Genomic DNA, 12,347 nt, shown 5'->3' with positions numbered 1-12,347 from the left:
TGAGTACAATTCCATCCATATTAATTGGCTTAATTAAAAGAGTTGAAGGGCTGCGCTTGGAAGCCTATTGATGTCCTACGGGTGTCTGGACTATTGGTTATAGACACACGGGATCTAATGTTCATGAGGGCATGAGACGATATCAGAACAACAAGCCGAACAGATTTTGATACAAGATATAGAAAATCGTTTGAATCAGGTATTCAAAATCTCTCCTATTTTAATATCCTGTGGTGAAAGCCGCATATCAGCAATTGGTGATTTTGTTTTTAATTTTGGTATTGGAGCATATCGGAATAGCACATTGTGCAAATGCGTAGATATTCAAGATTGGGAAGAGGCATTAATTGAAATACGAAAATGGGCTTTTGCCGGAGAAAAGCAACTAAAAGATCTTGTGGCTAGAAGAGAAACTGAGGCGGAATTGTTGTTAAAGGATTAGGGGCTAATGTGATATACAAAGAAGAGATTGAATTTGACCTTCTAAGTGTTCTTTGTCCTTTTGCTCAAAAAACAATATCTCTCATATTAGGCTTCTGGTACACGGACGGAATCGTTAGAAAAAGGAATTAAAAGGTGCGGGATACGAAGCTAAAAGATGCAGGGAAATCCACAACCTCCGATTCAGGGTTAGGGATTGATTAAGTCATTGATATTGCTTGTATTTTTGCATAGATGAACATAGTGCAGGAAAGTTGTCGACAATACCTGCACAATACAAAACGGGAGCTATCCCCCATTTGATATGTAAACAGGTAGATATCCATTCTCTGCCGCAGAAAAATACTGATCATGAGCCAAGAAAAACTTGCGATTGTGAGTGTTGCGGGAGGGAGTAGCCTATCAGAAAGTTCAAAAACATAAAAAAGAACTCGTTAAATACCGGCTATTAGACTGAAATCCGTTTCCGATTCTCTCAAGATCCCAATATCATATTTTTTTTTGATGGATGCCTAGTTAAAATCTCTCCCCGCCCTTAATAAAGGGAGAGGGATTTCTACAGTGTTAAATTGTTTAAGAAATTTTCTCCACTGTTTCTGTCTTTTATGGTGACAGGGCATCAATATCTTATAAATTGACTACGCCACATCAGCATTTAATGAATCATTTTTTGCTGCTGTCAGCATTTAATGAATTCTTTTCTGATTCTGTTGGTACGTCCTCACGTCTTAAAAGGCTACTGTGCAGGTCTTCTGTGAAGATTCTCATTAGATGCTCTTTTTGTTCAGCGCTTGGCTGTTTTCTTCTCCAAAAAGACTCGTCCAACTCTTCAATAGTAGGAAGTTCATACGGTACTGGTTTGGTTCTTTTGTATTGTATAATATCTTGTGTAGTTATATCAGGACGCCTTTTTTCCACTCCATGTATCGCCTAGCGTCACATGGACTTATGAGAAAATCCTGCTTTTTTACGTCTTTAGAATCACAGCCACAAATTGCGGCTGCGGAAATTGATAAAATAACAAAATATGATATGCCTTTTGTCGTATTGATATAAAATTTCCTCACTTTTTGATTGTAAAACATAAGTTGTACAGTTGAAATACAACCTATAAAAATAAATCTCTAAATTGAGCATTTAAAAGTTATGCAACTTTTAATTTGTATGGCGATTAAATTCACAGATCTCAGAGGCGGTTTTTGGCATTTGGTATTTCAAGAAAACTATTCTGCGTATCTCTTCGAAAACAATGAATAAACAATAGCGTATAGTGTTTGAAATGGTCAGGGAAGGAGATCATGTATAGATGATGAAGTATTGAGACCTCCTCTCATGAAATCCGCATTGCAAACGTATAGATTCAGAAGATTGGGAGAGCCCTCTTGTTGTGAAAATCCGCAAATAGGTTTTTGCTGGAGGAAAGCGATTAAAAGGGCTGGTGGCTCGCAGAGAAGCTGAGGCTAACGTGTTGTTCAAAGACAAGATCCAATGAAAAATTTTGGCAATTCCATCAGCAACTATCATGATAACGGCAATTACAGCTGGTATTTTCTAAATCATATCTCGCATTTCAACACCAACGTTTCCTATCTCTTTAAAAGCCTGTTCAAAGCGTTCGTATTTTGTCTCAAAGAGTGCGTTTATAGATGTATCCATCTTATCAAAGCATGCATTTACTGTATTAAAGCGTACATCTATTCTTTTAGAATCAGCATAAAGCGTGCATCTACTGTATCAAAAAGATTATTATCTACCTTGTTTTCCAACCTATCATAGTTTTTCTCAAGCAGTATCTGTATTCCATAAGAGGGGGAGGTGAGGAAGCCTTTATAGTTTTTTCTTTTATTGTAATGTTAGTCATAAAGGCGATGCAGAAAATAAAGTATATATAGTCAAAGGATCAGTTGTATCTTTTTAGAAGGCAAGATCAATCATTTATAAAAAACGATTAAAATCAATAACTTATATTTTTAATGACGCACTATTTCTGATTGCTATATTTTAGATTGTCATTTACCTTTCTGCTTTCTGCTATAGGATCAAAGAGAATATTATTAATCATGACTTCTTGTCGGTTCTGAGCGTCTTCATTCAAAAGACTATAGAATTTATTTTAGGGTTTTGGTATATGGAATGGTCTTATGAGGAAAAGAGGGACTAGAGTCGCAACCTCAATAAGGCAAGACTCAACAAATAAAAAAACTTATTAAAAACAATAATTTATTGTTTAATTCTTCACTATTGGTGGATCAATACGCATGGCATATTTGCAGAGCAGTGCTTGATATTGAAAAGGTAAAAAATATTCAAAAACAGAAGAAGGTCTTAGAAATATTTCTATACTGTATCATTTTTGATTGGTGATTCCCGCAATATGTATGACATATATTCGCGATAACTTTTCGAATCCTCCATAAATTAATTTTTCTTATTATTTTATGGTGCAATTCAGAACCAGAATGACGTATTGATTATACGTATTCAGGATTTCTTTGGTGTAGAATTTTAAAGAGAAAAGGAAAATGATTTTTTAATGGGCGGATGTAATACATCTCATGAGCAAGAAGCTATGGAATATGATGTGGTGATTGTTGGTGCCGGTCCAGCAGGACTTGCAGCAGCGATACGTTGCAAACAAATCAACCCTGAATTTTCTGTTGTTATTCTTGAAAAGTCTTCGGAAGTTGGAGGGCATATTCTTTCGGGTGCGATTATTGATCCTATCGGAATAGATAGTTTATTACCGGGTTGGCGTGAAGAAGAAGATCATCCATTCCAGACTTTAGTAGAAAAAGATGTTTTCTTACTTTTGAATTCACGGAAAGCGATTAGTATTCCGCAATTTTGTATACCGAAGTTCATGGATAACAAGGGAAATTATGTTGTTTCTTTGGGACGAGTTTGTCGTTGGTTGCAGACGAAAGCCGAAGCGCTTGGTGTAGAGATTTATGTTGGTTTTACAGCTATTGGAATTCACTATGGGAAAGATGGTAGTGCTATTGGAATTTTAACGGGTGAAAAGGGTAGAAATCGTGATGGTAATCCAGGGAAAAACCATGTTCCTTCTCTATTGTTGTTAAGCAAATACATGTTGATCGGGGAAGGGGCATGTGGATCTCTTACCCAGCAATTGATAGAACGTTATTCCCTAGCAGACGAGCGTCAACCTCAGAAATTTGGTCTTGGTGTAAAGGAGTTATGGAAAATTACTCCCCAAAATCATAAGCGAGGTTTTGTGTTACATAGTGTTGGTTGGCCATTGGATAAGGGAACTTCTGGAGGAGGATTTATCTATCATTTTGACAAAGATTTGGTTTCCGTTGGCTTTGTTTTGCATCTTGACTATCGAAATCCTTGGCGTTCGGCTTATGAGGAATTACAACGTTTCAAGACGCATTCTGCAATTAGATCTATGTTTGATGGTGGAAAACGTCTTGAATATGGTGCGCGCGTTATTAGTGAGGGGGGATGGCAGTCAGTGCCTAAGCTTTCTTTTCCAGGAGGTAGCCTGATTGGCTGTGCTGCAGGTTTTGTTAATCTTCCCCGTATCAAGGGATCACACAATGCTATTTTATCTGGTATTCTCGCCGCAGAAAAGATTATGGAACGACTTTCTATAGGACAAAAAAACGATGATCCTTTGGAGATTGAGAATAGCTGGAGACAAACCCACATAGGAAAAGATTTATGGCCTGTGAGAAATATCAAGCCTTTGCTCTCACGTTTTGGGATAGTGGCAGGATTATCGCTTGGTTTTTTAGATATGTGGATCCAAAAGATTCTAGGCTTTTCTTTGTTTGGAACTTTAAAACATCGAGGAGCAGATTTTGATTCCTTAGAACCCGCTTCTCAGCATAAGAAGATAGAGTATCCAAAGCCGGATGGGAAGTTGACTTTTGACATAAAATCTTCGCTCTTTTTAGCACAAGTGAGTTATGTTGAAGAACAACAGACACATCTTCTTGTGAAGAATAAGACTTTACAAAAGAATTCGGAACTTGATGTGTATGCAGGGCCTTCAACACATTATTGTCCAGCAGGAGTTTATGAATGGGACGAGAAAAATGGTCAGAACACCTATATTATTCATGCGCAAAATTGTATTCATTGTAAAACATGTGTCGTAAAAGATCCTAATCAAAACATTGACTGGATTCCCCCGCAAGGAGGAGATGGTCCGTATTACTCGGATATGTAAAATCATGATAAAAGCAGGTCAAAATAATCTTTATTGAAAACAAATAGGCAGGCGTTTTAGAGACTTGCGCAAGGTGGAATCACTCTCCATAAAATCAATTTCGACAAAGCTAAAGTATCCAAAAAAGCTAAAATAAAGGGCATATAAGAAAACATAAAAATGGTTTATGCTCTTTAAGCATTTATTACGCTTTGTTCATTACGCAATGAATTTGCAGATTCTTTTGATCGGGTTGTATGATAGTAAACGATTTCTGAAACTATATTAAAAGCCTAAGAGAAACAAGAGAAACTCTATAGCCATGTTTTATTGGTGCTAAGAATCCAAAGGACTTAGGCAAGGCTTAGAGTTTTATAAAAAGACATTTGGGAAGATTTTAGGTATAGGAGCGGATACTTTATCTCAATACGAAAATGCATTACGAATTCCAAACGAATTCCAACGATAAGAACCGCTTTGAAGATGAAAAAACTTTGAATAAGCATCTTGATAGGATTTATTTCGGTGATGCAATCATTGTTTCGAAAAGTGCAATACAAGCAAAAGATAGGGCATAAAACTGAGTACGTTATATTTTATCCATTGAAGTCATTCACCGATCTTAGCTGCATTAAATGCTGCTAGTGTTTTTTGACACGCTTGTTTGTGATCAGTAATCGGCAGGGGATAATCCAGCGTATGTCGATTTTCTTCGACCCAAGCATGGGGATTGTGAATGTAATGGTCAGGGACATCTTTGAGTTCTGGCAACCATTGGCGTATAAACGTTCCTTGTGGATCAAAACGTTTTCCTTGGGTCGTGGGATTAAAAATTCGAAAGTAAGGTACTGCGTCACAACCTGTAGAAGCTGCCCACTGCCAGCCACCATTATTAGCAGCTAAATCGCCGTCTAATAATTGCGACATGAAGTATTGTTCACCTATTCGCCAGTTTATAAGGAGATCTTTGCTTAAAAAACTGGCACTGATCATTCGCAAACGATTGTGCATCCAGCCGATCGCATTGAGTTGGCGCATTGCTGCATCAACAATAGGATAGCCTGTGCATCCTTTTTTCCAAGCCTCTAATGTTTGATTGTTATCGTTCCAACACACTTTATCAGTCCAGTTAATAAAGGGTTTTCCCATACATAAAAATGGGTATGCCACTATTAAATGACGATAAAATTCGCGCCAAATGAGTTCATTAAGCCAATGGAAAGCCCCGCTGTCGATTCTTTCTAGTAAATTTGGATATTCAGAATGCAGCCTATTAAAACATTGGCGAGGAGAAATAACGCCAATAGCCAAATACGGAGATAAACTACTCGTTCCTTTAATGGCAGGAATATCTCTTTGTTTAAAGTAGTATTGTACCGTTTCCTTGCAAAATACCCGTAGGCGTTGCACTGCGGATTTTTCATGAGAAGGAAAGATTTCTGGGACTTCTTGATATGGATAATCAAAAGGGTGTGGGATTTTTCCTCGTGATATAGAACCGCTGTGTCGGATTTTAGGTGCCGGCAAAGAAGAGAGATCCGCTTTCTTGAGATGCTGGATAAATGCCTTACGAAAAGGCGTATAAACTTTATACATTTGAAGGTTATTGTTTAATACGCTACCTGGAGGCAACATTACGCTATCATCAAAACTCTTACAAACAACCCTCTTTTCCAGGTATCGTTCTAATTTTTGGTCTCGTTCACGCTCGTTTAGCTCATATTGACGATTATAAAAAAGCTCATCTACTTTCTCATGATGACAGTAATTTTGCAGCCATATGACTGATTGATCAAAATCATCACACTGATGATACGTTAAGGTTATCCCTCGTTCAGCTAATGCTTGTTGTACTTGTAACAGATTTTCATAAATAAATGTAGCTTGACGTGGCGACATGCCGTGTTTTTGCCATTGTTTAGGTGTGGCGATAAATGCTACCAGAACTTTTGCTTCAAGATCACTGCAGGCGGCATGTAGAGCTTTATTGTCAGTAATTCGAAGATCGTTGCGTAGCCAAACAAGACGAATAGTCATTGTTTTCCTTCTTTAATAAAACCCTAAGGCTTTTTTTGCGAATTTTATAGAATAACCTCTCATTACAATAAGATAAAAAATATTTTAAGGGGAATTTCTTGTAATATTTGTGGTTTTTTGCGCAGATTAAAAGGAACTTATTATTGCCCATGCCAGTAGTGATATGCAAAATATGTACTCTCTTATCGGAGATTGTGAGTGTAATATTGGCAGACGAAAGCGCCAAGGCAATGGCCATAACAGCGGGACTCCACCGGCAGTCAGGGAATCAGCTAAAAGATGACTTATATAACCAATGATCATGGAATCCATAAAATCTGCTGGGATAATAGACGAAAGGTTTCGATGTAGTAAAAAAAAAAACATAAAAACAGCTATAAGACTATGTGTAAAGCCTCTATGTCCAAATATTTTGCTCGTAGGAATAGAGATAAATTTCAAACGTCTCGCAAGAAAAGATTTAGGATGATCCATATCTGGTATAAGGCAAGCTATCAACACGCCGGCAATAAGATGTGTCCATCTTCCATGCGTTAGATTGAGCGAAAGCTCCGCATTTCTTGCAAAAATGATACTCGCTCCTGCAAAGATGCAATGTCCTTGATAAGTCATAGAGCCAACTTATAAAAAAGATTAATTAACGATAAGTACATAATAATAACACCAATAATACCTTTTATGAAACCCTAAAACCATCATCTTTACACAATAAATCGCTTCGATTCCAAATTATTTTAATGTTTTTTGTAAATTGAATAAGATTTTCTATGGTATTTTTTGCCAATTTTTGGTATTGACTGGTATTCCAGTTGATCGGGTGGCCGCGCTTTAGTGGTATGTCAAATGCTGGTGAGGTGAGGAAAGTCCGGGCTCCACAAAAACACGATGCCGGATAACGTCCGGCGAAGGAAACTTTAGGGAAAGTGCCACAGAAAACAAACCGCCTTTGTGCAAATAAAGGTAAGGGTGAAATGGTGGAGTAAGAGCCCACCGCGTTCCTGGTAACAGGGATGGCAGGGTAAACCCCGTCGGGAGCAAGATCAAATAGGGGTGATGTGGAGCAGTAAAATGCTCCAGAAATGTTTTTGATTCAATCATCCGGGTAGGTCGCATGAGGTGACGTGTAAACGTCATCCTAGATGAATGGTCACCACGTCCTAGTTTATAGGACCATACAGAACCCGGCTTATAGATCAACTGGAAATCAGTTATTTTTCGAATTATCTCTTTGAGAGTATGCTTGGAATTGTATATTGGCATTCTTCCTGCCGAGAAAAATCCCGTCAAAATGCATGGTGGATTAAAACGAATTGTCTCCTTGTTTTATCGCGATGTTCTCGAATATTGAAGATCTTTTTCGGATATGCAAAAAATCTTGCTGATTTTTAAACCAAATCTTTCGCATTATAATGCTTGAGGGCTTGTCTTTGCTCTTGTGGATTTTTTCTTCAAGATATCGGTGGTTCCGTTTTATATTTTATCTACCAGTTTTGGTTGTTGTTGCAGAAATGCTTGATGTCTTGCCTTTGTGCGATATGAAGGATATTTTTAAAAATTTTTTATGTTTTTGTTTTTTTTTATGAGATTCAGATAATTTATAAAAAAAACATGTTTTCCTATATTTATATGTTTTTTATCAGTTTTTATTGAATACAGTTTCATGATTATGTTTTTCCCATGAGAGATCGTTTTGTATCCTAATAGATTCGTTTATTCTATAGTATTTTTCACATTATTTTAGTGTAGATAGCATCCATTTTATCCGTATATTTTTGTTAGTATTGATATACGTAGTGAGAGCGCATCACGATTTGGTCATGTCATAAAAGCTCTCAATTTGACTTTAGTTCAGTCTATTTGAACAGTCTTGTCCCATTGACGCCCAAATCATCCCATGATATCCCATAAATTGTTAATAACTATGAAAGTTTTAAGTGTTGTATAAGGTATTGGTATAAGAATGGAATTCGTATGAGCCGTTTTTTATCAAATGCAACGAAAAAGATCGATGCAAAGGGACGAGTTTCTGTTCCTTCAGCTTTTCGAGCGATTTTAATAGAGCGTGGTATTAGTAAGTTATATTGTTTTCAGGACTTTTTTTTTCCAGCTATAAGCATAGGGGATAGTAAACTTCTGGAACGCTTTGAACAGAAGATTGAGGAATACGATTCTTTTTCAATCAAAGCCAACCAACTATCACTTTTGATTCACGGTGGAGGAATTTTCTTGAAAGTAGATTCTGAGGGAAGATTTATGGTAACGGATTTCATTCGTGAATTTGCCGGAATTGAAAATGAAGTCACTTTTGTTGGTAGGGCAGATCACTTTCAGCTATGGAATCCTGAAACTTTCAAGGCGATGCAAGACGAGGCAAGGAATGAGCGCTGGCCACGAATTTCTCAAAAGTAAAGAGTAGAGGGAATATCGCAATGGAATCTGGGTGCACCCAAAGTATATCATCATCATCTGTTGTCAAGAGTGCAGAGAATCATGTTCCTGTCCTCTTATCAAAAGTTATTTCATTGATTAATCCATCTCCTGGAAAAACTATTCTTGATGCTACGTTTGGAGCAGGAGGTTATAGCCGTTCTTTTTGTGAAAAGGGTGCAAATGTTATTGCATTAGATCGTGATCCGTTAGCGGTTTCAAAAGGAAAGTATTTGGAAAAAAGTTTTGAGGGAAAATTTTCTCTTTTAAACGCAAATTTTTCTCAACTTGATAAATATGTGCCCGCCGATGGTGTTGATGCAATTGTCTTCGATCTGGGCGTTTCTTCTATGCAAATTGATAATGCTGAGCGGGGATTTTCTTTTCAAAAAGATGGACCCTTGGATATGCGCATGTCTTGCGATGGTATATCAGCATCGGATGTGGTGAATCATACTAATGTTAATGATCTTTCATATATTTTGAATATTTTAGGAGAAGAGAAGCAAGCTTCTCGTATTGCCCGTGCTATCGTAAAACATCGTCAGGTTTCTCCTTTTCGTACAACGGGAGAGCTTTCTTCTTTGATCCAAAAAATATCGCATTTTAGAGAAAAATATCGCATTCATCCAGCGACACGTTCATTTCAGGCGCTCCGCATATTTGTAAATAATGAATTGGAAGAGCTTGCACAAGGATTATTAGCAGCAGAAAAGGTTCTGGGATGTGATGGAATCCTTGTGGTTGTTTCTTTTCATTCTCTGGAAGACCGTATTGTGAAAAATTTTTTTTCCAGTCGTGCTGGCAAGGTCTCTGCTATTCGACATATGCTGGATCCTCGTGCTCATCCCGCCGTTTTTAAGCTTTTAACAAAGAAGGTAATTGTTCCTACTCAATGTGATATTGATACTAATAGGCGTGCTCGATCTGCCAAATTGCGTGTTGGAATTCGCACTTTTGCGCCTCCTATGCCGAGATCTCTTTCTTTTATGCATTTGCCCCAATTACCTTTAATTTCTCAAGTTAGGATTGGACATGCTAAAAACGTTTGATTTGGTTATCATTGTGATTATTGCAATAGCTATGACGATGACGTACTTGATCAAGCATCAATCAGTAGTAAAAAGACACGAACTTCGTCTTCTACAGGAAAAAGTGCAACTGGAACGAGATACTATTAATTTACTAAAAGCTGATTTGGCAATATTATCTCAACCTTCTAGGCTAAAAAGACTTGTCTCTTTTTATCAAAAAAAAATGCAATTACAATTGACGAATCCAGTGAATTTGATTTCGCCTTCTGATTTATTGACATTGAAATTGCGATCTTTTCCAGAAGAAAAAGAAATTTTAGATGTGCAAAAAAAGTATCGGATATCCGTAAATTGGATGTAGTAGATTCAAAAAGAGGTGATGAATTGAATTTTAAGGCGGAAAACATGGAGCCTTAATTCGGAAATTTTAGGGCACTAAAATGTTTTTTCCCTTTATAAACATGGCAAAAAACCAAATGTTTTTGCCTATAAATGATACCAATCTTTTAGCGAGTGGAGAAAATCTCTTTCAAATTCAGCATAAAAAAATAACTGAACGTAGCAAAAACCGGATCCTCATCATCATACTGGCTTTTATTAGTATTTATATCGTTCTTGGATGGAGATTATTGCATTATGGGTTTTTGCGGATTGAAACGATATTTCCGTCCATATCATCGGAGTCGTATTTAGTTTCACGTCCTGATATTCTTGATCGGAATGGAGAAATTCTGGCGACGGATATAAAAATGGTTTCTTTGTATGCGGAGCCGTATAGGATTATCAATCCTGATGAAGTGATACAAAAATTATTGACCGTATTGCCTAATCTGGATGTGCAAACGGTGCGTCGAAAACTATCCTCTAAGTCAAGATTTCAATGGTTGCGTCGCCAACTTACGCCCAAACAGCAGAATTATATTTTAAATCTTGGAATTCCAGGACTGGGATTTCGTCCCGAAAAACGCCGTTTCTATCCTTCTTCTTCGGTAACGTCACATGTTGTAGGTTATGTCAATGTCGACAATCGTGGGATGGCAGGAATGGAAAAATTTATTGATATGCAAGGACTTTTATTTTTGCCAACAACAAAGATAGAGGAGATTGAAGGACAAGTTCTCAAGCCCATCAAATTATCACTTGATTTGCGTGTGCAGGCAATGGTGCATGAAGTATTGACTGAAAGTAAAATAAAATATCAAGCAGAATCGGCAGGAGCGGTCATACTTAATGTTCTTACGGGTGAAATTATCGCTATGGTTTCTATTCCTGACTATGATCCCAATAAGTTGATAGAAGGAAAAACAGAAGGTTGGCTCAACCGCATTTCAAATGGGACTTTCGAAATGGGATCAACTTTTAAGGCCTTTACCATTGCTATGGGACTCGATTCCGGTTTATTGACGATAAATGATAGCCTGGATGCACGTTATCCCATTAAAGAAGGCAAATATTTCATTAAAGATTTTCATGCTCAAAGGCGTCTTTTGACTGTTTCGGAGATTTTTCAATATTCTTCCAATATTGGAGCTGCTAAAATTGCTGATATTGTGGGCATTAATAAACATCAGGAGTTTTTGCACAAATTAGGTTTATTGACCAAATTGGAAACGGAATTACCAGAAGTCAAAACGCCAACTCAGCCGATTCCGTGGAAGAAAATTCATTCATTAACGGCTTCTTTTGGTCATGGTATTGCAACTACGCCACTACAGACTGCGGTTTCTGCTATTGCACTAGTGAATGGAGGCCGGCTTATTCCTCCGACTTTTTTAGTTCGTAGTCGTGAAGAGGCTTCCAAAGTTTCTCGTATTGTTCTCAAAAAAAGTACGAGTGATAGTATGGTATCCTTATTACGCCAGGGAGTTATAAACGGTTCAGGAAGACGAGCATTTGTGCCAGGATTTGAAGTTGGTGGTAAAACCGGTACGGCTCAAAAGGTTATTGATGGACGCTATTCCGATGCTTTTAACTTTAATTCTTTTCTGGGTATTTTCCCGATCAGTAATCCTCGATATGTTGTGCTGAGCTTTATTGATTCTCCTAAAATTGGAGAAAAAAATCAGCTCACAGCAGGTATGAATGCTGCGCCTGTGGTAGGAGAAATCATTCGTCGATCAGCTGCTATTCTGGGTGTAAAACCCGTTTTTAAGGATGTTCAAAGGTCACCGTCGATTTATTGAAAAGTATCCAGCGATCTGTATCCTATATTTTAAAGGGAGGATTTGATG

The 12,347-nt window shown here is 37.5% G+C and carries 8 protein-coding genes, 1 other RNA gene and 1 pseudogene; 7 read left to right on the top strand and 3 right to left on the bottom strand.

All coding sequences use genetic code 11. The features are described 5' to 3' along the window. Positions 1-131: 131 nt before the first annotated feature. A pseudogene (locus H0G72_RS06235) lies at positions 132-442 on the top strand (lysozyme). A 662-nt stretch (positions 443-1,104) separates the two neighbouring features. On the opposite strand, the gene H0G72_RS02875 reads toward H0G72_RS06235, so the two are convergent. Next, a complete protein-coding gene (locus tag H0G72_RS02875; protein ID WP_182017287.1) occupies positions 1,105-1,359 on the bottom strand; it encodes a hypothetical protein in 255 nt (84 codons plus the stop codon). A gap of 1,615 nt (positions 1,360-2,974) precedes the next feature. Here H0G72_RS02875 and H0G72_RS02870 point away from each other — a divergent pair. Then, positions 2,975-4,639, top strand: a complete 1,665-nt coding sequence (locus H0G72_RS02870) for an electron transfer flavoprotein-ubiquinone oxidoreductase (RefSeq protein ID WP_182017286.1) — start codon at positions 2,975-2,977, stop codon at positions 4,637-4,639. 588 nt (positions 4,640-5,227) lie between these two features. Here the strand turns inward: H0G72_RS02870 and phrB are convergent. Both phrB and H0G72_RS02860 read right to left on the bottom strand, forming a co-directional pair. Then, on the bottom strand, positions 5,228-6,655 hold the full coding sequence (gene phrB, locus H0G72_RS02865; RefSeq protein WP_182017285.1) for a deoxyribodipyrimidine photo-lyase: 1,428 nt from the start codon (positions 6,653-6,655) through the stop codon (positions 5,228-5,230). Positions 6,656-6,781: 126 nt separating this feature from the next. Further along, a complete protein-coding gene (locus H0G72_RS02860; protein ID WP_182017284.1) occupies positions 6,782-7,267 on the bottom strand; it encodes a metal-dependent hydrolase in 486 nt (161 codons plus the stop codon). Positions 7,268-7,460: 193 nt separating this feature from the next. Here H0G72_RS02860 and rnpB point away from each other — a divergent pair. The 5 genes from rnpB (at position 7,461) to H0G72_RS02835 (ending at position 12,299) form a co-directional block, all read left to right on the top strand. Next, positions 7,461-7,860: RNase P RNA component class A (gene rnpB / locus H0G72_RS02855), an RNA gene on the top strand. A 766-nt stretch (positions 7,861-8,626) separates the two neighbouring features. Beyond that, on the top strand, positions 8,627-9,064 hold the full coding sequence (gene mraZ, locus H0G72_RS02850) for a division/cell wall cluster transcriptional repressor MraZ (RefSeq protein WP_182017283.1): 438 nt from the start codon (positions 8,627-8,629) through the stop codon (positions 9,062-9,064). A gap of 20 nt (positions 9,065-9,084) precedes the next feature. Then, positions 9,085-10,134 (top strand): 16S rRNA (cytosine(1402)-N(4))-methyltransferase RsmH, encoded by a 1,050-nt coding sequence (gene rsmH, locus H0G72_RS02845; RefSeq protein WP_182017282.1) that lies wholly within the window; start codon positions 9,085-9,087, stop codon positions 10,132-10,134. Then, positions 10,118-10,477 (top strand): cell division protein FtsL, encoded by a 360-nt coding sequence (gene ftsL, locus H0G72_RS02840; protein WP_182017281.1) that lies wholly within the window; start codon positions 10,118-10,120, stop codon positions 10,475-10,477. Before rsmH ends, ftsL begins: the two co-directional genes overlap by 17 nt. 115 nt (positions 10,478-10,592) lie before the next feature. Beyond that, positions 10,593-12,299 carry a peptidoglycan D,D-transpeptidase FtsI family protein gene (locus H0G72_RS02835; RefSeq protein ID WP_259345112.1) on the top strand — a complete coding sequence of 569 codons (1,707 nt, stop codon included), beginning with the start codon at positions 10,593-10,595 and terminating at the stop codon, positions 12,297-12,299. Positions 12,300-12,347: the final 48 nt, after the last annotated feature.

The organism is Candidatus Liberibacter sp. (assembly GCF_014048425.1).
Taxonomy (GTDB): Bacteria; Pseudomonadota; Alphaproteobacteria; order Rhizobiales; family Rhizobiaceae; genus Liberibacter.
The sequence above is the reverse complement of the archived record's forward strand: the minus strand, read 5'-3'. Positions and strand labels throughout refer to the sequence as shown.

Coding starts and splice junctions, on each gene's coding strand:
- ftsL (WP_182017281.1), top strand. CDS start 10,118: ATGCTAAAAACGTTTGATTTGGTTATCATTGTGATTATTGCAATAGCT.
- H0G72_RS02860 (WP_182017284.1), bottom strand. CDS start 7,267: ATGACTTATCAAGGACATTGCATCTTTGCAGGAGCGAGTATCATTTTT.
- mraZ (WP_182017283.1), top strand. CDS start 8,627: ATGAGCCGTTTTTTATCAAATGCAACGAAAAAGATCGATGCAAAGGGA.
- rsmH (WP_182017282.1), top strand. CDS start 9,085: ATGGAATCTGGGTGCACCCAAAGTATATCATCATCATCTGTTGTCAAG.
- phrB (WP_182017285.1), bottom strand. CDS start 6,655: ATGACTATTCGTCTTGTTTGGCTACGCAACGATCTTCGAATTACTGAC.
- H0G72_RS02870 (WP_182017286.1), top strand. CDS start 2,975: ATGGGCGGATGTAATACATCTCATGAGCAAGAAGCTATGGAATATGAT.
- H0G72_RS02835 (WP_259345112.1), top strand. CDS start 10,593: ATGTTTTTGCCTATAAATGATACCAATCTTTTAGCGAGTGGAGAAAAT.